Raw genomic sequence first — 24,051 nt, 5'->3', positions numbered from 1 at the left:
CTTGAAAATAGATACGCCTCGTTTCTCCGTTGTTACCGGGCTGTACCGGCCTGAGCGAACCGAATGAGAAACGATCCGGCCCCGTTCGCGTTCACCGCGTCCCGGCATATTGCCGGGAATTGATGGACCCGCAACCCGTACCCGGCTTGATCCCCGCAGGGTGAACGACGTACCGGGTCGGCGATCGCCTGGTCACGGAGGCCGGGCTCGACGCGGAGCCCGACCCCGGCGCAGCAGATCGAAACCACGCTTCCCGCAGGAGTGTCTATGCAGCGTGTCGAACCCACGGATCCGGCGACGCCCGGATCGCCCTGGCGGAACCGAGCGCAACGGCTCAGATGGGGCCTGGGCATCGCCGTCACGACCGCGGTGGTCGCCACCGTCGCGGTCTCCCTCAGCGCCGCCGCGACCGCACCGACTCCCCCACCGGCAACCGCCGGGCCGGTGGCCGGGCAGACCCGGGTCGAGACGGACAGCGGTCCGGTCACCATCGACGACCCGACCCCCGGACCGGCACCGGCGCAGGGCACCGGTCGCGATCCCCTCACCCCGAACGAACGCGCCGCCGCCCGCGAGGTGGCCGCCGGTGCGTTGGCCGCCGGCACCGGTGTGACCGGTGCGGCCGGTCCGGAGTACCTCTCCACCGAACTGGTCGACGAGCGCTCCGACGGTGCCCGACGGGCCGCCTTCTACTTCTACAACTACTCCGACAACACCCTGGTCAAGCAGGTGGTCAACCTGAAGACGGGAAAGCTGGAGAACAGCTTCGCCGCACCGGGGATCCAACCCCCGACAAGCGTTCGTGAGAGCACCGAGGCGTTCCGCATCTTCCTGGCCAGCGACCTGAGCGCCGACTTCAAGTCCCGGTTCCGCAAGGCCACCGGCACCGACCTCACCGACGTGAAGCAGGTCCTGCTCAGTACGCCCAGCTACGTCGCCGCACCGGCGGACCAGGGTGCGGAGCAGTGCGGGAAGCACCGCTGCGTGCAACTCGTACCGCAGGTGCCCGGTGGCGTGTTCATCGACATCTCCGACATCGTCGTCGACCTCTCCGGGCGCGTCGTCGCCCGCCTGAAGTAAGTGGAGGGCTCTCCCCAGATGCGAAACAGGAAACTGACGGCGCTGCTCGGCGCCGCGACCACGGTCACCCTGCTCGGCGCACTCGCCGCGGCGGCACCGGCGACTGCCGCCGACGAACGCTGGACGTACTGCGACGCCGACGCGATGGTCAAGCAGGAGCTGCCGAACGGTTCGCTGTGGCAGCTCTGCTGGCGGATGGACGACCGTACCGGCCTGGTCCTGGAACGGGTCGCCTACCAGGGCAAGCGGGACGCCAACCCGATCACGGTGCTCAACCAGGTCACCATCGCCCAGCTCAACGTCCCGTATGACTCCGGCGCGAACGAGTGGAACGACATCACCTCGTACGGGTTCGGCGGGCGTTACCTGCAGCAGATGTCCGCGGTGGACTGCAAGGGCGGGTCGCGTCGAGGCGTCTGGACCGAGGACGGCCAGTCCGAGACCAAGGTGATGTGCGTGAAGGTCGAGGACACCGGGCTGGCGTACCGGTTGCAGGGCGAAACGCCCGAGCAGCCGATCGCCAAGCAGGGCCAGGACGTGGTTCTGCGGACCATCGCGAAGGTCGGCTGGTACGAGTACATCACCGAGTACCGGTTGCAGGACGACGGGGCGATCGCGGTCCGGCTCGGTGCGACCGGTGACCTGGCACCCCGCGACTACACCACGGTCGACGACGGTTGGCCGCTCGGTGCGGGGCAGACGGACTTCGCCACCAACCACTACCACAGCGCCTTCTGGAAGGTCGACTTCAACATCGGCGGACGGGGGCTGGAGAAGGTCGAGCAGTACGACACCGCCCCGACCGGTGAAACCGGCACCCGCGCCGCGATCTACCACACCACGAAGACCGCCGTCGCCACCGAGGCCCCGCTCAACACCGCGTTGCGCCGCTGGTGGCGGGTGGTCAGCCCGACCAGCAAGAACTCCGACGGCCACAACCGGTCGTACGAGCTGGAGCTGGGTGCGAGCGACGCGTACGAGGCGCACCCGGAAACCCAACCGGACGTCACGTTCACCCAGTACAAGCCGTGCGAGAAGTTCGCCACGTTCAACCTCGACCCGGAGTGCCCGGGTCGAGGCATCCTCGACTACTCCGACGGCGAGTCGCTGACCGACCCGGTGATGTGGGTCCGGGTCGGCTACCACCACGTGCCCCGCGACGAGGACCAGAGCCCGATGCCGGTGCACTGGCAGGGCTTCGACCTGCTGCCCCGTGACTACACCGCGACGAACCCGATCGGCCCGGCGTCCCGCCTGGACGTCAACGGCCGGCCGTGACCGTACCCGGAACCGAGTGACCCGGTGGTCCCGCTCGCACCGACCGTGCGGGCGGGACCACCGGCCGCCCCGCCGGGTGGTCGGGAACCCGTCGGGACAAGCTTCGAACCGAGCGGACCGTGGAGGAAAGCATGCGCAAGGCAACCGGGATGCTGGCCCTCGCCCTGGCCGGTCTGGTCATGGTGGGCGGTGGTTGTGGTCGGGGCACGGATCCGGATCAGGTAGCGCCCGCCCCGGCGGCGGTGGCGCTGCCCGACCCGGCGGTGTCCCCGTCCGGGCCCGCGCCGGCTCCGCCCGACCCGGCGCTGGCCGTCGGTTCCTCGGCGGGTGCGGGAAGCGGGGCGTCGGCGAGCCCGCCCAACGGGGTGGATCTCCTCTTCGCCCGGATGATGATCCCGCACCACGCGCAGGCCGTACGGATGAGCCGGGACCTCCTGACCAAGTCCGGGGTGTCGCCGAGGGTGGTCGCGATCGCCGAGTTCATCGCCCGCGACCAGCAGCGCGAGGTCGACGAGATGAACGCCTGGTTGGAGAGCTGGGACCAGCCGCAGGTCGACCCGGCCGATCCGGCGACGGCGAGGGTGCACGCCGGTGAGGGGCACGGCATGCTCACCGAGGCGCAGCTCGCCGAACTGGCCGCCGCGCAGGGACCGGCCGCCGACCGCCTCTACCTGACCCGGATGATCGAGCATCATCTCGGCGCGATCGCGATGGCGAAGGGTGCGGTCTCGGCGGGACGGAACGCGTACGTGCGCAGCCTGGCCAAACACGTCGTCAACGAGCAGGGTGCGGAGAACGAGGCCATGCGCCGGCTGATCGACGCCTGAGCTTGTCCGGCTGGGTCAGAAGCGGCGGAGTCGGGGCCAGAGCTGCGACCAGGGCATCGTCAGATCACGACAGACCCATACCGGTACGCCCTGCTCCTCGTTCTCCAGGCCGTACCCGTTGTCGTGGCGGGCGGCGAGGGTGACCGTACCGCAGTAGGAGGCCAGTTCCTCGGCGTTCCACCGGCCGACGATGATCACCGGACCCCGGGCGCTGTCCGGCGGTGGACCCCAGCGCCAGTAGTTCACGTGCCCGCTGTACGGGGTGGGCAGTCCGAGGGGGCGCCCGTACCGGTCGAGCGCACCCGCCTCGCCGTAGTTACGGGTCAGCACGACCGCGTCGGCCCGCTCCTCCGGTGGCAGGTCCCGGTGGACCCCGGCCACCGTGGCGGCGAGTTCCGGCCAGCCGACCGTCTCCCCCGCGTCGTAGTTGACCTCCGCCTGTGGAGTGTCCGGCAGCCACCGGATCGGGTAGACCGGCAACGCCAGCCCGACGGTCGTCACCGCGTGCACGGCCAGCAGGACCACCACCCCCGTACGACGCAACCGTGGGCGTACCCCGCGACGCAACCAGCCGACCGTGGCCACCGCACCGGCCGCGACCAGCGCGGGGTACGCCCCGATCGGGTAGTACTCCCGCCCGCCCGTCGCCAGCACCACCAACAGGACCAGCAGGTACGTCCAACCGAGGAAACGGTACGGTCGCGCGTCGGTGGAGCGCAGCAGCCGCCACAGTCCGGCGACCCAGATCGGGGTCAGCAGCGGACCCAGCATCAGCAACTGGGCGGGTACGAGCCCGGCCCGGCCACCGAAGTCCGCGTCCTCGCGGATCACCCCGGTCATGGTGAGCTGGGGCCAACCGTGGGTCGCCTGCCACCAGAGATTCGGCGCCCAGAGCGCCAGTGCCACCACCGCCGCTATCCACAGTGCCGGGCGGCGCAGGACGGCCCTCGGCCCGCTGACCAGCACCCCGCCCAGCAGGGCCGCGACAAGGATCAGTGGCAGGCTCTTGACCTGCAGCCCGAGGCCGACCACCGGACCCAGGGCCAGCAGCAGCCGGTCGTCGCGGGTGCGTACCCAGCGGGTCACCAGCCAACCGACGGTGGTCCAGCCGAGCAGGTCCAACGGTGTGGTGTTGAGCAGGTGACCGGAGATCATCACCACCGGTACGGCAGCCCAGCCGACGGCCGCCAGCAGTTGCGCCGCCCGTCCGCCGCCGAACTCACGGGCGAGCAGACCGACCAGCAGCACGCCCAGCGCGACGGCGATCGTGCTCGGCAGTCGCAGGACGACCAGTGAACCGCCGGAAACGGTGTCCATCAGCCGGGCGAGCAGTGGAACCAGCGGCGGCTGGTCGTCGTACCCCCATGCGGGATGCCGCCCGGCGACGAGGAAGTACAGCTCGTCGCGGTGGTAGCCGTACCGCCCGCTGAACGCGAGCATCAGCGCGCCGGCCGTACCGGCCACGGCAGCCAGCGCGGGCCAGGCGACGTTCGGCGGCGACCCGGATGCCGTCCCGTCGACCGTCGGCGCGGTGCGGGACGTGGCGGACCCGGAAACGCTGGTCATTCCGGCAGCGTATCGACGGCTGCGAGACGTCGGAACCAGGCTGCGTAAACCTGCAAACGGAACCGGACCGGGCCGGCGGGCCCGGTCCGGACACTACGGGGTCAGGCGGTCGCCAGCGGGTGGGTGTGTCTTCCCTCGGCGAACTCCTCCACCATCCTGTCGCAGAACGCCGGAAGGTCCTTGGGACTACGGCTGGTGATCAGCCCGTTGTCGACCTGGACCTGTTGGTCGACCCAGTTGCCGCCCGCGTTGTGGATATCGGTACGCAGGCTCGGGTACGAGGTCACCGTCCGGCCGTTGACGATCCCGGTCTCGACCAGCGACCACGGGCCGTGACAGATCGCGGCGATCGGCTTGTCCTGCTCGAAGAACGCCCGGACGAAGTCCATCGCCGCGGGGTTCATCCGCAGCCGGTCCGGATTGACCGTTCCGCCGGGCAGCACCAGAGCGTCGTAGTCGGCCGGATCGACCTGGTCGACCGTACGGTCCACTGGGTACCGGTTCGCCGGGACGATGTCCTGGTTCATCGACTGGACCTCACCGGAGGCGAGGGAGATCAGGTGGACCTCCGCGCCCGCCTGTTCGGCGGCGGCACGGGGCTGGGTGTACTCGACCTCCTCCATCCCGTCGGCGGCGAGGAAAGCGACTCGTTTGCCGTTCAACGGCTGCTGGCCCTTGGCCATGGTGCGGCCTCCTTTGCGGCGCCGCCCGATCGACGGCGCATGGTGTGTCCCCTTCTGCTTTCCCGGTGCCGGGACGGGCAAACCGCCCCGTCGAAGCTGCCGGCGGGGGACAATCCGGCGCGGATCAGCCGGCGACGGGATGCCGTGCGCCGTACAGGTTGCGGGGTGCTCCCGCGGGTACCAGCACCCGGTGAGCAGACCAGTCGACGACGCCGGTGTCCGGTCGGACACCACGCGCGCCGAGGGTTTCAGCGACGGGGTCCTCGCGATCGTCATCACGCTGCTCGTCCTCGACCTTCGGGTTCCCGAGGTCGAGAACGGTCACCTGCTATCCGGACTTCTGAAGCAGTGGCCCGCGTACGGGGCATACGTCGCGTCGTACCTGTATGTCGCCGTTGTCTGGCTGAACCACCGGGCGACGTTCAACCGCATCCGGATCGCCGATCGGGGCCTGCACTGGGCGAACCTGTTCGTCCTGTTCAGTACGGCGCTGCTGCCGTTCCCGACCGCCGTGGTGTCACGCGCGTTGCAGGACCACAACCAACAGGACCAGCGCGTGGGCATTGCCTTCTACGCACTGGTCAGCGCGTTGCTCTGCGTGAGTTGGCTGGTGTTCTTCCACTACCTGACCCGGCACCGTGAACTGCTCGAGGACGGCGTCCACGACCGGCTGTACCCCAGCGAACGGCTCCGGGCGCTGATCGGGCTCGTCCTGTACGTCGTCGCCGGCCTCATCGGTTACCTGGTCGCGCCGCTCGCCAGCCTGGCGATCTTCGTCCTGCTGCCCGTGTTCTACGGCGTCACCAGCGCCGGCCTGTACAACGCGCCACCCTTCGCCCGCCGACTCGTCAACCGCCCTCCCCCACCGGATGCCTAGCGGGCGGTCACCCCCGCACCAGGGATGAGAGCAGGGCCGCAGCCTCGCCGGGGCGGACCAGTACACCGGCGTGGCTGACATCGAGCGACCGGACGTCGAACCGGTTGTCGGGAGTCAGCGCGTCCGCCTCGGCGATGAACCGGTCCTGGAGCGCGATCGGCACCGACCGGTCGGCGGTGAGCCGCACGTACGTACGCGGAATCCGGCCCCAGGTCCCGGCGTCGACCCGCTCCTCACCGGCGTCCAGACCCTCGTCCGGCTCCAGGGTGTTCAGATACCCGTAAAACTCGTCGTCGGTGCCGTCGGCCAGCGTCGCCTCCCGGAGCTTCGCGAGCAGTTCGGGATCGGCGGTACGCCAGTTGAAACGCAACGCACCGAGTTCCGCCGGATTCGCGGCGATCAGACGTCCGACGCCGGCCAACGCACTCGACGCGTTCTCCGCCGAGGTCTGGTAGCCGGCCGGGGTGTCGTCGACGCAGCACCACGCCGAGATGTAGACCAACCGGTCCACCAGCTCCGGAGCGGCGTTGCCGACCCCGGTCAGGGTGAGCCCACCCCGGCTGTGACCGACCAGGATCACCGGTCCGTGCTCGCGTACCCGCTTGACCACGTCCAGGACGTGGGCCACGTTGTCCGCGTGTCCGATGCCGGCCATCGCGCTCGGCGCGGTCGCCAGGCCGGCGAGATCCTGCGGCGCCTGGTACGCCACCGGGAACGTCGCACCGAACCCGTGTCCGGGCAGGTCGACCGCGAGCGAACGATGCCCGCGCAGGGCCAGCTCCCGCTGCATGGGTGCCCAGGTGAACGAGTTGCTGGCGGCACCGTGGACAAAAACGAAGGTCGGGGCGGTCATCCGGAAATGATGCCACCGATCGACGAGGTCCACGCCTGCGCGGTCGTGGTGACCGTACGGTCGCTGTCGGCGGCCTGCTCGATCGCGAGTGCGATCAGGTGATCCTGCGCCCCCTCGGCCAGCGGGTACGGCGGCGGTCCCTCGCCACGTACCCAGGCGGCCATCGCCCGGAGCATCGTGGCGGTGGCGATCTCGTCGTCGTTCCACCGATGACCGGGATACGGGTTGCGGTACAGCACCTCGGAGCCGAGCGTGATCGTCCCGGTGTCGAAGCCGTCGAGGTCCAGATCGTGCCCGGTCTGCCGCCGCACCAGGGGCGAGCGGACGATCGTACGCGGCGCCGGCAGGTGCACAACCTCGTCGTCACGCAGCTCGCCATGGGTCCCGCGAACCAGGATGCGCCGGAACCTCAACTGGTTGCGCGTCTGGTTGTCGGTGAAGTCGTACAGACCGGAACGCCCACCGCCGAAGTCCACGGTGGCGATGGTGGTGGCGGCGGGCTTCGGTACCTGGTCGTCGGTCCAACCGGCCCGGTTCTGCGGGTCGAGCAGCGGTGCCGTGGTCCGGGAGGCACGCACCGTCGCCGGGGCGTGACCGGCGTCGAGCAGACCCCGGATCAGGGAGACCGCGTGGTACTGCTGGGTCGAGGACACCTGCACCTGGGTGGGCGTACCGATGATCCCGGAACGGACCGCCGCCAGCCGCGCCGCGTGCGCGGGCATCAGCAGGTACTGCTCGGCGACCTGCACCAGCCCGGACCCGCCGACGGCGGCCCACAGGGCACGCAGACCCGGCAGGTCCGGGGCGGGCGGCGTCTCGGTCAGCACCGGCACCCCACGGGCGACCGCGTCGACCAGGATCCCCGGGTTCGCGGACCGTGGCAGGGCGGTCACCACGAAGTCCGGCCGGACCGACTCCAGGCAGTCGGCGAGCGAGCCGAAGGCCGGCACCGGCAGGGTCCTGGGCGTACGGACCACCGCGCCGACGCAGGTCACGTCGGGCAGTGCGGTGGACAGCCGCCAGAACGCCTCCGCCCGGTAACCGAAACCGACCAACACGAACGACATCCGGCCCGTCATCCGGCCACCCTAGATCACCAACGGTTCGGGACGGGCGGCCGGCGCCGCAGCCCTTCGTACGGCCACGGCACCGGCGCGCTCTCAGTACGTCACCCGTACCTGCATCTGTCGCCAGGTCTGCGGGCCGACCACCCCGTCGACGGCGATCCCGCGCATGCCCTGGTACCACCGCACGCCCGCCTCGGTTTTCGCGTCGAAGACCCCGGTGGGCCGGCCACAGCGCTGCTCGCCGATGAACCGCTGCACGAACGCCACGTCGTCCCCGGTCATCGAACGGCGCAGCGTACGCGAACCGGGTGCCCGGCCGGTGGGCTGCGGGGCGGGTGCCGGCTTGGTCGCCTCCCGCAGTGCGGCCACCGTCTGCGCGCCGACCGCCCCGTCCACGGTCAGCCGGTGTGACTTCTGGAAGCTCCGTACCCAGGTGTCGGTCTTGGGGCCGAAGTCGCCGTCCACCGTCAGCTTCGCGCCAAGCCGGTTGGCGAGCGTCTGCAACTCGCGTACGTCGCTGCCCTGACTGCCCTTGCGCAGCACCCGGTCGCCGAGCTTCGGCACCACGGCGTCGGCGATCCCCCAGCCTCGGGTGCTGGTCTCCAACGAGCGGGTGTGGCTGACGCTCACGTGCAGGTGCTTGTCGTGCGGGTTGCTGCCGGTGTAGCGGGCCGCGGCGAACTTCCGGGTCCGGCTCCAGATCGTCCGGTCGAAGATGACGTACTGGGTGGACGGGTGGGCGATGCACATCCGGACGACCAGCATCGGGTCGATGCCGTCCTTGTCGATGTCCAGCGCGTTCACCGACCGGTTGTCCGAATCCGGCACATGGTCCGATTTGGTCGCCTGGTGCGCCGCGTCGCCGATCCAGCCGTCCGAGGCCCGGTCCCGGTGCGGCCACCGGCGGTCGACCTCGTCGCGGAGCACCTTCAACGTCGGCGCCAGGTGGTATCCCGCCGTTAGGCCGGGCGGCTCCTCGGTCGGCTGTTCCTGTTCCTCGTGGTCGTAGAGGTCGTACTCGACCGGCTCCCCGATCCGGCTCTCCGGGTCGTCGTCCTCGTACATCCGGTCGGGGTCGACGGCGGTGGCGAGGCTGCTCATGGTTCCTCCTTCAATTGTCGGTGGGCACGGTTCTGCTGTGCTCAGTTGTCGGTGGGGTCGGTGATCACGTCGAAGAGCAGGCCGCTTGCGCCCTCGCCCCGGCCGGGTCGCTTGCGCCGCCCGGTCCAGTTGTGCGTCGAACCGTCCGACCAGCGGGCCCGCTGCCGGAACCGGGTGACGTGCAGCCCGTCGCGCGGCACCTCCTCCTCGTGGATGAGCAGGTCGCGGTCGGGTTCGAGCAGTTGACCGAGCGGCCGGGGCACCACCGTCTCCCCGTCCCGGCGCCGGGGAACCCCGCCCCGGCGGTACCGGTACGCGCCTCGGGTCGGCTCGACCGGGAGCAGCGGGAACCAGTGCTCCGGTACCGAGGTGGCCAGCCGGTAGTGGGCGCCGGCGGGGTCGTCCTCGGCGGGTGGGGACGGCTCGGCCGGCTCGGCGGTCTCGTGGCGGCGCAACGGCCGCCCGGTGGCCCCCTCGACCGTGGTCTCCACCGCCCAGGCCACGTTGGCGATCTCGTCCCGGAACATCCGGACCTCCTCCACCGGGGCGCTGTCCAGGCTGTCCGCGATGGCGGGGGCGACCAGGAGGAAGTCGGACCGGCCGTGGTTCGCCGCCGCGCCGGGGCCGGTCACCGTGTGCCGGAACAGGCTCCAGTCCTGGCCGTCGTCGGGCAGGGCGCCGGCCATCCGTACGAGGGTGCGGAAGCCGAAGGTGTCGGTGACGACCAGGGAGCGGATCTGCACGACGCTGGCGACCGGAACGGTCAGCGGGAGCAGGTACCAGTCGTTGCTGTAGACGGTGGCGTACTCGACCAGGAGCAGCCGGTGCAGGTCGGTCGGTTCGGCCTCGACCCGGCCGAAGTCGACCCGGGCGTCCTCGAACTCCCACCACCGTGGCGCCGGCATTCCCGGATAGCTGGCCGGGGCGGGCAGGACGGTCCGGACCACGATCTCCGTCTCCTCGCCCGCCGGCAGTTCGGCGGTGGCCGAGGTGTCGTGGCCGAAGGAGTGCCAGTCGAGCCGGCCGCCGTCGTACTCGGTGGCGGACAGGACGGTGGGGCCGTCGGTGGTGGGCGCGGCGAGATCGAACCGGTACTCCATCCGTTCGGCCTGCCAGGCGGGCGGTGATGTGGCCGGATCGTTTCCGGCCAGGTCGAGCCGGTCGAGCCAGTCCAGCCAGGTCCGGGCGCATTCGGTCAGGTCGGGCAGGATCGACGTCGGCAGCGCCGGCCGGGGCGGTGGTGTGCCGTGGTCGACCAGGGCCCGGAGCACGGGCAGCAGTGCGGCGCCGCTCGCCGCCCGCCGACCCATCACGGCCAGCCACCGCCGGCCGCGCTCGTCGAGCGCCGCCGACCCCTGCTCGTCGACAACCACCGGGTACGCCTGCGCGAAGAGCTGACCGTAGGCGGCCAGGGCGGGTCGTTCGGCGAGCAGCCGCAGGAAGTGTTGACCGGTCCGGGCGGCGGTACGCGGGTCGGTGAGCTGCCCGCCGGAGCCGGACTCGACCACCGACTCCAGTGGCCGGCCCCGGTCGTACGGCTGCTCGGAACCGCCGTACGGCCGGTAGGTGGTGACCGGGGTGACCTGTGCCTGGATCCGTACCGAGGCCGGGGAGCCGGCGTCCTCGCCGGTGAACTCCCCGAGTTGCCACTGCCGGGCGAGCAGCCAGAGCGGGTCGTGCACCCTGGCCTGTAGGCCGGGGGCCAGGTTGTCGTTGCGGGATCCCGGTTCGATCCGGGTCCACGAGGTGACAGAGGGCATCTGTGCTGCTCCTTAGCCCGCCGGAACGGTACGGGTGAAGTCGGTCGAGGCGGTTTGGCCGTCGACATTGAGCGGGAAGTAGAGGGCCGGCAGGAACTGGCCGACCTCGCCGAGGGTGGCGACGTCGACGGCCCGCAGCGGGGCGAGTTCGAGCGTTTCGACCAGGGTTTGTTCGAGGGCGTCGCGGGTCCAGACCGGTGCGTCGTCGGCGGGGACGGCGAGCAGGATCGCCTGTGGCGCGACCTGTCCCGGTGTTTCGGCGTGGAACGACACTCCGGTGGTCTCGGCGTCGTTGGGCAGGACCTCCACCCATTCGTCCACCATCAGTCCGCGCAGCGGCGCGGTCGGGTCGAGGTCGGCGGGTGCGTCGACCACCAGGGAGAGCCCGACCCCGTCCGGCCGTTCCCCGGTGAACTTCAGTGCCAGCCACCGGTCCCCCGGCGTGTACGGCAGTTGGGCGACCCGCAGCGGCTGCTGCCGGTCCGGGTGTACCGCCTGGGTGTAGCCGCGTACGGCTTCCAGGCGGTCGGCACCGGGGCGGACCGGGGCGGCGTCGGTGAGCCAGTCGGTGGCCTCGTACGGGTCACCGCCCTGAAGTTCGGTGCTCGCCGCGAGCGAGGTCGCAAGTGCCGTCGAGCCGGTGAGGGTGAACCTGGGCAGGACCCGGAAGTCCGGTCCGAAGACGGCCCGGAGCCGGGCCACGTCGTGGTCGCGCAGTTCGGCGGCGGTGGCCGTACCCCGGTTGATGGTCAGCGCGGTCAGTTCGGCGGTTCGGGCACCGACCTCGGCGGCGACCGTACGGGCCCGGGCGAGCAGTGCCGCCGGGGTGGCGTCGGGGCCGACGTACGCACCGAGCACCCCGATCCCGGCGGCGAGGTCGAGCGCGGCCGCCACCCCGGCCGGGTTCTGCGTGGTCAGGTCGAGGTGGAGTTGGGTGAGCAGTGCCGAGGCGGTGTCGGCGCGGGTGGCGAGATCGGTGTCGGCCACCCCGTCATCCGGTTCGTCGCCGCCCGGCGCCAGGTCGGCCGGGGTGACGGGGCGGGCGGAGCCGACGAGTTCCCGGACCGCGCGGGCGATCTCGGCGAACTCCTCCAGCCCCAGCACGTTGTCCGCCCACTGGGGAGCACGGCCGGGGCGTACCCGGTGGGGTCGGGTCCCGTCGGCGCCCGCCGGCGGGCCGTCGGTGGCGGCGGCGTCCAGGATCCGGGCCGCGAGTTCGCCGTCGGCGGTCGGCTCGCTGACGTCGGCGAGGGCGAGCAGGTCCAGCGCGCAGCGGCCGAGCCTGTCGAGGGTGATCTCGGTGGTGAGCGTCGTCTGTCCGGCCGCCCATTCGACCTCGCAGCGCACCGACGCGGGTGCCGGAAGGAGCCCGGCGACCAGGGCTTCCAGGTGGGGTTCTGCCGCCGAGCGGGGGCTGCGCCCAACGACCGGCCACGACGCCGACCGGTCCGGCCAGTTGTTCGCCACCAGCGCGATCCGGTGGGTCAACGCCATCCCGGTACGCGGGGTCCGGGCGAACTCCAGCTCGGACGCTGGTACGTCGCCGCGCGACGCGGCGTCCAGGGTGGCGCCGCTGCGCATCGGGTTGCCCTGCGCGGCGTGGTGGACCCCCTCGGCGAGCAGGGCGTCGGCGACCGCGTCGATCGCCTCGCCGAGCGAGCCGAGCACGGTCGCGACGGCGTTGTGGTCGGGGCTGCCCGGATCCGGCAGTGCCGGGTCACCGGCCCAGTCGATCGAGCCGTCGCGCCACCGTTGGTGCAGGTCGAGCCCGTCCACCACGGTTGTCGCCGCCACCGTCTCCCGTGGTCGGGTGTCGGTTTCGATCCGGGTGACGTGCACGGGTGCGATCTCCCGCAGCCGGGGCAGGTACTGCTCCAGCACCCTCGGGTGGTCCTGGAGCTGGCGCTCGAACCGGTAGCCGAGCAGCTCGGTCAGCGGCTGGCCCTGGCGTACGCCGTCGAGCAACCAGCCGGCGAGCCGGACCCGGTCCGCGGTCAGGTCCACGGCGAGGGGGTTGTCGCCGGTCCCGGTGTGTGCCCGGTAGCCGGCCCGGAGCACGGCGGCGGTCACCGCCTGGGGCAGCGACGGGGCGTGTACGTAACCGGCGTCCGGCGCTCCCTCCCACAGTTGTCCCGCCTCGTCCGGCGGCGGGTCCGTCACCGGTGCCGGGGCGACGGTACGGGGGCGCAGGTTCTCGACCCAGCCGTAACCGCCGAGGTGCACCCCGCGCGGCCGGGCGGCCCGCATGGTGGCCAGCCGTTTGGTGGCGAACGAGGTCAGCCACGCGTCGAGCCGGTACGAGCTCAGGTCGATCGCCTCGGCGAGCAGCCGTTCCAGGTCGGCGGCCGGGTACGCGGCCAGCGCCCGGGCGCTGTCCCGGAAGGCGCTCAGCTCGCTGTCCGGCGCGCCCCGCAGGTAGTCGCCGACAGCACCGGATCCGCCGCCCGGCAACGGGATCACCCGTTCGAGCTGGCGCCAGAGCGGCCAACTGACCCGGTCCGGGCGGATGTCGACAAGTTCGGCATCCCGGTACGCGTCAGCCGACAGCGGTGCCCTGGCGGCCTGCAACCGGCGGGCGCCGGTGGCGTACTCGGCCAGTGCGGACTGCCGGAGCATCCGGTAGAGCAGCGGGGTGGCGGTGCCGTCGGTCTCCGCCCGGTCACGCAGTTCGTTCCAGGTGCGTGCCGGGTCGCCGAGCCAGTCCAGGTAACCGGCCACGGTCGAGGGTGCCGGCGGGTTCACCAGCTGCCCGCCGATGCGGTGCGCGCCCTCGGCGAAGACCGCACTGGCGACGCGGGGCTGCCAGGGCAGGTCCAGGTCGGTCAGGAGCTGGTTCGGTGCCAGCGCTTGCCGCTCCCGCCAGCCCTCGTCGAGGTCGAGTCGGAGGAACCGCCACAGGTAGGTGACGTACTCCATGCCGAGGAGGCTGCGTACCCGCCATTCGCGGCCCAGCGGTGCCTGGGCGAGGATCCGCAGCAGCACCTCGCGCGGGTCGCCGGGGCCACCGATGCGGGGTACGCCCGGCAGCCCGGTGCTCTCCTCGGTCTCGGTCGCGGACGGTTTCCACACCTGGTCCCGGAGCGTTCTCAGGAACTCGACCAGCGTGTTGTCGCGGGGGTCGTCGCCGGTCCACCGGTTCAGGGCGGTCACCGGCAGGATCCCGTACGGCTGTTCGGCGATCCGCAGCGTCGGCACCGGCCCGGCGGCGCGTACGTGGTCGACGAAGTGCTGCCGGCCGTACCGGATGTGGTCCTCGCCCACCACACCGGTGAGCAGGTCGCTGAGGAAGTATCCCCAGGTGGCCGCCCAGGTGACGGTGTTCATGTGCCGGGCGCCGGCGGACTGGGAGACCTCGGCGAGCGCAGGGTCGGCGGGTGGCCCGTCGGGCCGGTGCTCGGCCCGGACCAGTGCCCGTGGCGAGGTGGTCGCGGCGGCACCCCGGGCCAGGTGGAGCGGGTCCCCGGCCTCGGCGACGGGTGCGACACCGAGGGCGAGCGCGGTGACCGGTGCGTCGGCGTCGACCTGCGGCGGTGCCTGCTGGCCGTGTCCGACCCGGATCAGGTCGGCGTACTCGGGGTCCCCGGACCGGTAGCCGGACCGGGCACCGGCGGTGCTGTTCGTCGGCGTACCCGGGGCGACGAAGCTGAGGCCGTGGGTGTGGAAGTGGGCGTCGAGCAGTTCCCCGAGGATCCGGCCGCCTCGGGCGGGGATCCCGTCGGCCTCGGCCGCCGGGTCGTCGTCGACTCCGAAGACCAGGAGCCGGTCGATGCCGCCCACGGCCATCGCCGGGGGCAGCGGGATGCGCAACGCCATGCCGGCGTCGACCGCCGCCGGGAAGTCGACCAGCCAGCGGCTGTTGTCGTCCACGGGCGGCTCGTCGTTTCCGACGTCGGTGAGGTCGAGGTTGGCCGGTGGGCCGACGACCAGGGGCCGGGTGACCGGCTCGGACTGCGCGTACACCGGGGGCACGCCGTCGCGCCAGAGGGTGACCTGCCACTGGCTGGGCAGGGCGCGGGCGACCGGCGCCCGGTCCCACGGGTCGCCGCCACCGGGCGCCGGTGGGAACTCCGGGTCGTGGGGCAGCGGCTGGTCCGGGGGTACGGGCCGGTCCGGCCGTCCGGTCTGCGCCGGTTCCATCACCCGGGCGATCCAGGCGGCCCGTTCCGGGTCGACGAGCTGGCACAACCGGTGCCAGGCGGTGACCTCGTCGGTCGTCTTCCGTCCGGCCCGCCACACGTCGATCCAGTACTGCCTGCCCCACGCCACCTCGTCGTCGGTCAGTTCCGGCTGGTGGGTGTCGACGTGCAGGACGTCGGGCAGGATCCGCAGCCACAGCTCCGTACGGCCGGAACCGACGTCGACGAACCGGGTCTCCAGGCGTACGGGCAGCAGCGCTACGGGCCACTCGGTCGGCAGGTTCCACAGGGGGTTTGGTGCGGTCATCACGCGTCCTCGGCCAGTTCGGGCAGGGATAGCAGGTTGTTCGGCAGGTCGCCGTCGGCCTCGGTGGTCAGGTACGGGCGCCCCTGTCCGGTCCGGGAGACCCGTACGCGTACCCGGTCTCCGACCGGGCGTTCGACCATGAACCGTTCGTGCCGGGCGATCGCGGCGATCACGTCGTCGGTGTCCATCCGCCACGGGGTCCCGTCGGAGCGGGTCCCGGCGAGGGCCACGATCCGGTGCTGCGGCAGCCCGTCGGCGCGCCGGACGATCGCGTCCACCTGCCAGGTGTCGTCGATCGGCGGCACCATGTCGGTGGCGTGCACCGCCACCAGGACCGGTGGCTGGTAGACGATCCGTGCCTGGTGGGCGCCGTTGTGGTTCCACCCGACCTCGTCCAGCCGCAGGTCGGCGAGCCCACCGGCGAGTTGCACGTGCCGCAGTGCCCGGTCCGCCGCCTCGTCGGCCGACAGGTGCCGCCAGTGCAGGTCGGACCAGGTGGCGGGGTTGCCTCCGTACGGTGCTTCGCTCGGTGCCGCGTTCAGCCCGAACCGGGCGTCGACGGGCGGTTGCCGGAACACCACGAACCAGCCGGCCTTCTCGCTGTCGCCGATGGCGTCCGAGACGCTCAGCGGCAGGCCGAAGAAGTGCATGTCCGGGTCGAGCCGGCCGGTGAACTGCGGTGCCCGGGTCTCCGGCAGCAGCCGCCGGGTTCCGTCCGGTGCGTACTCCGCTTTCTGTACGTAGATCTCGGTGCCGGGGTAGCGCCGCAGCAGTTCGCCCCGGACGAGGACCACGAGCAGGTCCCCGGCGCCGACGGCGGTGGCGTTCTCGCCGAGCTGGTTCTCGTCGGCCCAGCCGGCGATCGGTGGCAGGTCGGAGAGCGGTCCGACCGACGGTGACGCGGACCGGACGTCCCAGAACTGGCGGAAGAAGGTGGCCCTCGGGTCGGTCGGGAAACGCCGCCAGAGCATCTCGCGGGCGAGTTCCGAGTTGAGCCCGACCATGAACGACTCCACGAAGGAGGCGTTGACCCGCAGCAGGGTGACGGTCTCCGGTGGGATCTGGGACGCACCGGGGAAGAGGATCTCCGGTGACAGTTCGCGTACGGCCTCGTACATCGGTCGGGGGAAGCTCGGCACCACGACCAACTGGTCCAGGGATTCGAGGGTGTCCGTACCGGGCAGGGCCAGCCGGGCGGTCATCCGCTCGGTGATGCCGGCGACCGGGTGCAGGGCGGTGGCGACCCGGGCCGCCATCGCGGCGGCGTCCACCTGGTCCGGGTCCGGCTCGTCCACCAGGTCCTGCGCGGCGAGGACCTTGGTCTGGTGGCGGCCGGCGGCGGCGGCGAACGCGTCGCCCATGGTCCGGCGAACCGTGACCAGCGCCGGGTTCAGGTCGGCGATGGTGATCGCCGCCCCCTGCCCCTGCCCGCCGAACCAGCCGGAGACCGGGGCGTCGGCGGACCACCGCCGGGCCACGCCGAAGTGGTTGAGGTCCCAACCGACCCGGTAGTAGCCGCGGTTCTCGGCGCCGGAGCTGTCGACGTGGAACAGCACCAGATCCGGTTGGTGGGTGCCGGTGACGTCGATGACCGCGATCCCGGCGCCCTGGTGCTCGGCCGGCAGCGGGTCGCCCCCGGCCTCCTTCTCCGGCGCCCACCCGCCGACCACCTGGCCACGGGGGTTGATCCGCCGACCGACCCGGTAGACCGCCCGGGTCTGCCCGCCGCGCGGTTCGAGGGTGAGTACGACGATGTCCGGGATCCGGTCGTCGTCGAGGTCGGCGACGGCCACACCGACGCCCCTGATCGGGCCGGAGGTCGCCCACGGCACCTGCACCGAGTCCGACCAGCCCCCGGTGATCTCGCCCTGGTCCCCGAGTCGCCAGCCGATCCGGTAGTAGAGCGTCGGGTTCGCCCCACCGGTCGCGTACGCCAGCACCAGTTCGGGGCGGCCGTCGCCGTCGAGGTCGGCCAGGGCGAGGTCGGCGCCCTGCACCTCGGCGGCAACCTCGGCCGGAATCCGGTGAACCGGTCCCCAACCACCGGTGACCTCACCGGTCGGGCCGAGGTTCCAGCCCACCTGGTAGCAGATCGTGTTCGCGCCGGCCGGGTTCTCCACCCACATCAGGACCAGGTCGAGCTGCTGCCCCCGGCCCTTGATGTCGGCGACCGCGACGCCCAGCCCCTGGGTTTCCGCGCCGATCCCGCCGGGCTTGGCGAGGTGCGGTGACCAGCCGCCGCGTACCTCGGCCTCGAAACCGAGGTCCCGACCAACGCGGTGGTAGACGGTGTTGTCGCCGGCCGGGTTGTCGACGTGGGCGGCGACGAGGTTGGACAGGAAGCCGAGCGGGAGCGCCCACCGGATGTGGGGCGCCGGTTCCGCGTTGACGGGTCCGGAGCCACGCGAGTCGAGCAGCGGCAGCGGGTCGCCCCACCGCCAGATGTCACCGTCCTTGCGTACGGGGTGGACGCGCCCGTCGCTGGCGCTGACGAAGAGGACCGACCGGGACGGCATCGCCGCGCCCGGCGGCTGCATGACCCTGGTGCCGGGCGGGGTGCCGAGGTTGCGCCACTCCCACGCCCCGGAGGCACCGACCCGGCGTCGCTGGTGCAGTCCGCCGTCGACCCCGCCGACGAAGAGCGACGTCTCCTCCCCGACCTGCATCACCGCGTACGTCATGTTGGCCAGGTCGACACCGGACGGCTTGCCGTGGTCCTGCCAGGAGGCGCCGGTACCGGACCAGATCCGTTCGAACAGCCGGCCGTCGCGGGTCTTCACGAACACGCTGGTCGTACCGACGGACGGGCCGAGGTCGGCGACCACGGTGTCGGCCGGGCGGCCGTGCGCGATCCAGAGCCAGCGGGTGCCGTTCCAGCCCCGTTCCCACAGGTTGCCGGCGTCGGTGACGACAAAGAACCGGGTGTTGCCGTGCGCCGCTCCCGGATTGGCGGTGATCCGTTCGGTGCCGCCGGGGTTGCCGTGGTCGACCCAGCTCCACTGGTTGCCGTCGCGGCGACGTTCCCAGAGCCGGGCGACCTTGCTGTTGGTGTTGCCGTTCGTGGTTTCGGCGACGAACAGGCTCTGGTTGTTCAGCACCAGGGACGGGGCGCTGCCGAGCCCGTAGGTGTTCGGCGGCGACGGGTGTTTGCGCCACAGCCACCGGTCGCTCTCCCAGTAGTGCTCGAACAGGGCGCCCTGGACCGAGGCGACGAAGAACCGCCGTCCGCCGTCCATGGCCGCGCCGGGTTCGACCCCGGCGGCCTGGGTGCCCGGCGGGGTGCCGTGGTCGGACCAGAGCCAGCGTCCACCGTCGTGGTACAGCTCGAAGAGGCGACCGTCGCCGCTGCTGACGTACGTGCGGCGGTCGTCGAGCACCGGGCCGGGTCCGCTCAGCACGGCCGCCGGCAGCCCGGTCGGTTGGCCGGGCACACCCGCCGGCAGCGGGCCGCTGTCCGGGTACGACACCGGCAGCGGCTCGACCGGCGGTGGTGGTGGGGGCGGGGGCCAGTCGGGGTCCTCCGGCGGCCAGTCGGGGTCCTCCGGCGGCCAGTCGGGGTCCTCCGGGGGCCACTCCGGGTTCTCCGGCGGCAGCCGTGGCGCGACCGGTGCGGGCTCGGTCTGCGGCTGTGCCTGGTCCGCCGCGAGGGTCGCGGCGGCCGGCGGCCAGTGCCACCACCGGGCGTTGTCGTCGACCTGCGCGTCGATCCGGTCGAAGGAGACGTTGTCGGGACCGGCGACGGTGTCGAACAGCACCGTGCCGGCGGGTTCGCGTTGCGGCGGGGTGGCCCGTACCTGGTTGTCGCCGGCCGCTTCGACCAGCCCGTCGAGGGCGTCGGCGCCGAGCCGGCGGGCGACCGGACCGTGCGGTCGGGCGATCCGGCGGAAGGTGGCGGACAGGGTCGCCGCCGCCGTCGGGTTGTGCCCCAGTTCGTCGCCGATGCGCTTCTTGCTGCGCGGGGTGACGGTCACGGAGTCCAGGACGGCGCCGCTGACCTGGAGCAGCCGGCCGGGCGGGAGCGGGCCGGCGTCCGTCGACGGCACGGCCGCGCCGCCCACCGACGCCGCCCCGGCCACGATCCGCCGCTCGTACGTCGACCGGCTCGCCTCCGCGGCGAGCTGTGCCTGGCGCAGCGCCTCGTTGGCCCGCTGGACCTCGGCGGCCTGCTCCCAGGCGGCGGCCATCAGGGTTTCCTGCTGTTCGCGTACGACCCGGGTGCCGAGTGCGGCGGCGATTCGGTGCCGGGGGTCGAGGTTCAGTTCACGCAGCCAGTGCGGGGGTTGCGCGTCACCGGGGATCCGGTCCAGCTCGGCGTAGTGGCCGCCGTAGACCGGTGGCCCGAGCCGGGTGCCGGTGTCGGTGGTCAGCTCGCGCAGCAGCGCCTGGACCGGTTCCCGGGACTCGGCCGCCCACCGGCTCGGCATGGTCGTCGCGCCGCGCAGCGCGCCCTCGACGCCGAGGCTGACCGTGGGTACGGCCGGATCCAGGTCCGGCATCCCGGACCGGCCGATCCACACCGGACGCAGCCCGACGTCGGCGCCGAGGGCCCGTGGCTCCAACCGGCTGGCGAGCAACTGGAAGTCGCCGTCGTCGCTGGTGGAGAACTCCCAGGAGTGGTAGACCGGCAGCGGTGGTGCGGCCCCCTCGCCGGTGCGCCAGGCTGGGCCGAGGGCGGCGGTGTCGTCGACGTCCAGGCCGAGTCCGGCGAGCCGGCCGGGTTCGAAGGCGGGCACCAGGCACGCCCGGTAGGTGACACCGGAGGCGAGCCGGCGCGGGCTGATCAGCCGGGACAGGGTAAGTGCCGGGTCACCGGCCAGCACCGAGGCGACGGTGTCGGTGTCGTCGGCGGTGGCGACCTGGGCGTGGGCCCAGGCCCACGACTCGGCGAGGTCGGGCAGGTCGGCCCGGTCACACTCCAGTACGGGCAGCGGCGCGCCGGTGTCCGTACGCAGTTCGGAGTCGGCGACCGGGACCACCACCAGGAACAGCCAGGGGCGCAACCGTTGCCGGTCTCCCTTGCTCGCCGGGGTGAACAGCCACGGGAAGTCCGGCCGGTCGAACTCGATCGTGACCAGGTTGTTCGGTTCGAAGTCGTGCGAACCGGGCGGCGGGTCCATCCGGATCACCTGCCGGGTGTCGACCCCGCGTACGTCGCCGGGGCCGTAGAGCCGTACGTCGAAGTGCTCCTCCTCGTGGCCGGTCAGCCGTACGCCGACCTGGATCGGTGGCCGGGCCGGGATGTCCGACACGATCGGGTCCGGCGCCACGCCGGCTGCGGCCAGCCCCTGCCGGACGTAGGCCAGAAAGTGCAGTTGCGCCGTCACCGGCGTGCCTCCTCGGATGTGGGTGAACCGGTGACCGGCTCGATGAAACGCACCAGCGGCCCCGCTCCGGTGCGGTACGCGGCCCGCCCGGTGGTCCGGGTCGGCGCCAGCGCGGCCGGGCTGGTACGCGACAGCCGCAGCAGCGTCGGCCCGTCCACCGGCCGGACCACCGCAGACCCGACCCGCCGGATCCGGCCGACGAATTCGGCCCGGTCGCCGACTCCGGGCCGGGCGGCGGATTTCGCCCGCTCCACGGATTCCGGCCGGTCTACGATGATCGGCTCCAGGTAGCCCAGCGGCAGCGGCGGTGGCGGGGCGTCGTCGAATTTCACCTCGGGTGCGCCGAAGCTGCGACCCGCCTCCATCAGCTCGAACGACGGCGTCGATAGTTTCTCGTCGTCGGTCAGGTCCTGGAACTGCGCCCGCGCGAAGTGCTCGTACGTCGCCTTGCCGGCACTGCCACCGGCGTCACCGAACCGGACCGACTCGATGGTGAAGGCTCCCGCGCGGGTGACGGGTGAGGTGCCGTACCGGTTGATGTCCAGGCCGAGCGGTGCGACCTGCTGGGTGACCGCGATGGCGCCGAGCGGGTGGGCCAGCAGTTGCCGGTCGGCGACGTCGATCCGGCGCAGCGTGACCAGCGCCTCGTCCCGTGGCGGGAGCTGGGCGGTCCAGTTGCGGGGGTCGCCGAGGGCCTGGGCCAGCTCGCCTCCGACGTCGAACGGGGTGGGCAACGGCGGTGGCGTACGCGACCCGATCGACACGTCGAAGGCGACCGACGCGCTGACGAACAGGACCTTGAACCTGGCCTTGCCCCGGGCTCGCCACGGACGTGGCCCGCTGAGCGTGACCTGGAGCGAGACCGCCATCAGCTCCCGGCTGCCCCGGCGCAGTGCGACGGCGGCGGCGATGTCGGCGATGAAACCGAGCGGCGCCAGTTGCAGCAGGGCGTCGAAGGAGAGCATCCCGGCGACGTTGAAGCCGGCGGCTTCGGCGTACACCTCCAGCCGGGCGCCGAACTGGACGGTGTTGGAGGTCAACGCGAGGTACGCCTCCAGCCGCAGCCTCGGGTTGTTCCGTTCGGACAGCGCGATGGCGAGGCGGCGCAACGCCGGGAAGTTAGGCGGCGGTTGGAACCTCGGGTTGAAGCCGCCCGCTGACAGGGCGAACGACGGCCGGTCGCCCCACGACATCCGCATCGCCATGTCCCCGCTGATCGGGAAGCCGACCACCTGGGAGTCGTAGAGCGAGGCGTCGATCGACGCCTCCCCGGCGTCGAAGTCGATGACACCGAGCACATCCATATTGATCTTGACGAGAGGATGCTTGTCGTCCGGCAGGGCCATCCGCAGCCGTCCCAGCACCACCAGGCGCATCGGCGCCGGCAGTTCGAGCACCAGCCCGAGGTCGAAGGTGAGCAGGGTGGGCGTACCCCACCCGAGGCGGGCCATCGGGCCGAGGACGTAACGGCCGACCGCGACCGGGAAGACCGAACCTGCGGTCGCCACCACCTCGGCGGCCCGACCCACCGGGTCGTTCGGGAACATCAGCGCGTTCAGCGACCCGGTACGCGCACCGGCACGCAGCGCCTCGACGTTGACCGTCCGGTGTACGCCGAACAGCCCGCCGACACCGTTGAGGGTGAAGCCGAAGCCGAGCTGGATCGGGGTGAACTCGGCCGACACGAGAACCAGCAGGGAGAAGCCGTCGCTGCCGTCCGGCATCCGGACCGGTGAACCGTCGGGATTCCTGGTCGCCAGGACCCCCACCGCGGTCACCGCGACCGCTTCGAACTGCAGGCTCAGGGCACCGGCGTACTGGCCGGCGGCCTCGTCGACGAAGAGGTAACCGCCGCCGGCAACCGGTCCCGCCGCGAGCGACATCCCGACGCTGGTCGGCGGCTTGAGCGCGAGCGCGGTGCCGGCGGCGTTACTGCCGATGCCGATCCCCTCGGCCAGCAACTTGACCGGCCCCAACGCGGCGGCGAGTACGCCCCGCAACCGGATCCCGTCCGCCGGCAGGATCAGCCGCCCGTCGGAGCCGATGCCGAACTCGTCGAACTCCAGCCGGGGCCAGCCGATCGCCCCCGCGCCGACCAGGACGGTCACCGCACCGGAGAAGAGCAGGACCACCACCCCGTCGGTCGCCTCCAACCGCATCGCCCGCAGGCCGATCCGGGCCACCCCGGCCGCCTCGACGGAGACCAGCGCGGCCGGGTCGGTGGACGTACCAGGTGGTTGTGCGGCCGAGAGGGCGGCGCTGAGCTTGCGGCCGGCGGCGAATCCGACCTCGACGCTGACCCACTTCTCCTGATCGGACTGTTCCAGCGCCGCCAACCGCAGGTCGACGGCGAGCCGGGCGACGCGTACGGCGTTGCGGTCGATCTCCAGGGCGAACGCGCGGAACCGGAACGGGAGGCCGAACAGCCGCCCGGTGATCGGATGCTGCGGATCGGCGGCCACGGCGAACCTGCCGGTGAAGCCGTCCGCGTCGATCGCGGCGTGCTCCAGCTCCAGCCGCAGATCGGCGCCGGGGTCGGCGTCGAGATACTCGGCGGGCAGCGTGACGGACAGCCGGTCGATGGCCAGTCCACGGAAGTCGTCGCGGCCCTCCAACCAACCGGGCGGGTTGATGTTGCCGAAGACCGGCCGCACCCGATCGGCCTGGACGACCACCTCGGTGTCGGCGACGTACGCCGGGGCGAGCGACGCCCCATCGAAGCCCTCCAGGCTGAGCCCGTCCGGGGAGACCCGCAGGTCGGCGGTGACACTGATGCTGGCCGGGCCGCCGGTCGCCACATCCCGCAGTACGTCACCACGCAGCCGCAGCGACAGGGCGACCCCTTCGAGCAGGATGGACGGCTCCGCGCCGAGCGCGACGGTGGCCCGTACCCCCGTCCACCCGGCCCCGGCGGAGCCGAGGACCAGCGCGATGACGTCGCTGTCCGGCGGGGTCAGCGCCAGTTCGCCCTCGAAGGCCAGTTCGAACGAGACAACCAGGCTCTTGTCCTCGACGGTGGCTTCCGCGCTCAGGTAGTAGATCCCGTCGAACGCCCCGGCCGGCAGCAGGTCGACCAGGGGGAAGTCCGCGGCGGCGATCGCCTCGCCGAGCGGGTGCAGGGCCCGCCCGTTGACGTCAATGGTCACGACAGTCTCCGCTCTCGCCGGGCGTGGCCGGCTGGTGGCTGGTGGC

The 24,051-nt window shown here is 72.1% G+C and carries 13 protein-coding genes; 4 read left to right on the top strand and 9 right to left on the bottom strand.

Translation table 11 applies throughout. The annotated features are described in order from the left end of the window. Window positions 1–267: 267 nt before the first annotated feature. The 3 genes from OIE47_RS28835 (at window position 268) to OIE47_RS28825 (ending at window position 3,185) form a co-directional block, all read left to right on the top strand. A complete protein-coding gene (locus OIE47_RS28835) occupies window positions 268–1,080 on the top strand; it encodes a hypothetical protein (RefSeq protein WP_326557657.1) in 813 nt (270 codons plus the stop codon). A gap of 18 nt (window positions 1,081–1,098) precedes the next feature. Continuing rightward, window positions 1,099–2,358, top strand: coding sequence for a copper amine oxidase (locus OIE47_RS28830; protein WP_326557656.1), 1,260 nt, complete (start codon window positions 1,099–1,101; stop codon window positions 2,356–2,358). 131 nt (window positions 2,359–2,489) lie between these two features. Beyond that, window positions 2,490–3,185, top strand: a complete 696-nt coding sequence (locus tag OIE47_RS28825; protein WP_326557655.1) for a DUF305 domain-containing protein — start codon at window positions 2,490–2,492, stop codon at window positions 3,183–3,185. Window positions 3,186–3,200: 15 nt separating this feature from the next. Here OIE47_RS28825 and OIE47_RS28820 read toward each other — a convergent pair whose 3' ends face one another. Both OIE47_RS28820 and OIE47_RS28815 read right to left on the bottom strand, forming a co-directional pair. Continuing rightward, complete coding sequence (locus OIE47_RS28820) at window positions 3,201–4,751, bottom strand: glycosyltransferase family 39 protein (protein ID WP_326557654.1); 1,551 nt, start codon at window positions 4,749–4,751, stop codon at window positions 3,201–3,203. Between the two features lie 101 nt (window positions 4,752–4,852). Continuing rightward, window positions 4,853–5,434 (bottom strand): type 1 glutamine amidotransferase domain-containing protein, encoded by a 582-nt coding sequence (locus tag OIE47_RS28815; RefSeq protein ID WP_326557653.1) that lies wholly within the window; start codon window positions 5,432–5,434, stop codon window positions 4,853–4,855. Window positions 5,435–5,624: 190 nt separating this feature from the next. On the opposite strand from OIE47_RS28815, the gene OIE47_RS28810 reads away from it, so the two are divergent. Further along, window positions 5,625–6,311: a TMEM175 family protein gene (locus tag OIE47_RS28810; protein WP_326557652.1), complete on the top strand. Its 687-nt coding sequence runs from the start codon at window positions 5,625–5,627 to the stop codon at window positions 6,309–6,311. 7 nt (window positions 6,312–6,318) lie between these two features. Here the strand turns inward: OIE47_RS28810 and OIE47_RS28805 are convergent, their stop codons facing one another. The 7 genes from OIE47_RS28805 to OIE47_RS28775 form a co-directional block, all read right to left on the bottom strand. Then, window positions 6,319–7,164: an alpha/beta fold hydrolase gene (locus OIE47_RS28805; protein ID WP_326557651.1), complete on the bottom strand. Its 846-nt coding sequence runs from the start codon at window positions 7,162–7,164 to the stop codon at window positions 6,319–6,321. Then, complete coding sequence (locus tag OIE47_RS28800) at window positions 7,161–8,243, bottom strand: Gfo/Idh/MocA family protein (protein ID WP_326557650.1); 1,083 nt, start codon at window positions 8,241–8,243, stop codon at window positions 7,161–7,163. The genes OIE47_RS28805 and OIE47_RS28800 overlap by 4 nt, the downstream gene beginning before the upstream one ends. 81 nt (window positions 8,244–8,324) lie before the next feature. Continuing rightward, window positions 8,325–9,332 carry a peptidoglycan-binding domain-containing protein gene (locus OIE47_RS28795; protein ID WP_326557649.1) on the bottom strand — a complete coding sequence of 336 codons (1,008 nt, stop codon included), beginning with the start codon at window positions 9,330–9,332 and terminating at the stop codon, window positions 8,325–8,327. Window positions 9,333–9,373: 41 nt separating this feature from the next. After that, entirely contained in the window at window positions 9,374–11,092 is a 1,719-nt protein-coding gene (locus tag OIE47_RS28790; RefSeq protein ID WP_326557648.1) for a hypothetical protein, read from the bottom strand. Window positions 11,093–11,104: 12 nt separating this feature from the next. Continuing rightward, complete coding sequence (locus tag OIE47_RS28785; RefSeq protein WP_326557647.1) at window positions 11,105–15,535, bottom strand: hypothetical protein; 4,431 nt, start codon at window positions 15,533–15,535, stop codon at window positions 11,105–11,107. Then, the gene (locus OIE47_RS28780) at window positions 15,535–20,859 is read right to left on the bottom strand and encodes a DUF3892 domain-containing protein (protein WP_326557646.1); all 5,325 of its coding nucleotides are present in this window, start codon (window positions 20,857–20,859) and stop codon (window positions 15,535–15,537) included. The genes OIE47_RS28785 and OIE47_RS28780 overlap by 1 nt, the downstream gene beginning before the upstream one ends. Next, on the bottom strand, window positions 20,856–24,005 hold the full coding sequence (locus OIE47_RS28775; protein ID WP_326557645.1) for a DUF6603 domain-containing protein: 3,150 nt from the start codon (window positions 24,003–24,005) through the stop codon (window positions 20,856–20,858). The genes OIE47_RS28780 and OIE47_RS28775 overlap by 4 nt, the downstream gene beginning before the upstream one ends. Window positions 24,006–24,051 lie beyond the last annotated feature (46 nt).

This window comes from Micromonospora sp. NBC_01796, assembly GCF_035917455.1.
GTDB lineage: Bacteria > Actinomycetota > Actinomycetes > Mycobacteriales > Micromonosporaceae > Micromonospora_G.
This window is presented reverse-complemented; position numbering and strand designations above follow the sequence as displayed.

What these genes read in the sequence shown, in the direction of transcription:
- OIE47_RS28835 (WP_326557657.1), top strand. Translation starts at nt 268, where the DNA reads ATGCAGCGTGTCGAACCCACGGATCCGGCGACGCCCGGATCGCCCTGG.
- OIE47_RS28830 (WP_326557656.1), top strand. Translation starts at nt 1,099, where the DNA reads ATGCGAAACAGGAAACTGACGGCGCTGCTCGGCGCCGCGACCACGGTC.
- OIE47_RS28825 (WP_326557655.1), top strand. Translation starts at nt 2,490, where the DNA reads ATGCGCAAGGCAACCGGGATGCTGGCCCTCGCCCTGGCCGGTCTGGTC.
- OIE47_RS28820 (WP_326557654.1), bottom strand. Translation starts at nt 4,751, where the DNA reads ATGACCAGCGTTTCCGGGTCCGCCACGTCCCGCACCGCGCCGACGGTC.
- OIE47_RS28815 (WP_326557653.1), bottom strand. Translation starts at nt 5,434, where the DNA reads ATGGCCAAGGGCCAGCAGCCGTTGAACGGCAAACGAGTCGCTTTCCTC.
- OIE47_RS28805 (WP_326557651.1), bottom strand. Translation starts at nt 7,164, where the DNA reads ATGACCGCCCCGACCTTCGTTTTTGTCCACGGTGCCGCCAGCAACTCG.
- OIE47_RS28800 (WP_326557650.1), bottom strand. Translation starts at nt 8,243, where the DNA reads ATGACGGGCCGGATGTCGTTCGTGTTGGTCGGTTTCGGTTACCGGGCG.
- OIE47_RS28795 (WP_326557649.1), bottom strand. Translation starts at nt 9,332, where the DNA reads ATGAGCAGCCTCGCCACCGCCGTCGACCCCGACCGGATGTACGAGGAC.
- OIE47_RS28790 (WP_326557648.1), bottom strand. Translation starts at nt 11,092, where the DNA reads ATGCCCTCTGTCACCTCGTGGACCCGGATCGAACCGGGATCCCGCAAC.
- OIE47_RS28785 (WP_326557647.1), bottom strand. Translation starts at nt 15,535, where the DNA reads ATGACCGCACCAAACCCCCTGTGGAACCTGCCGACCGAGTGGCCCGTA.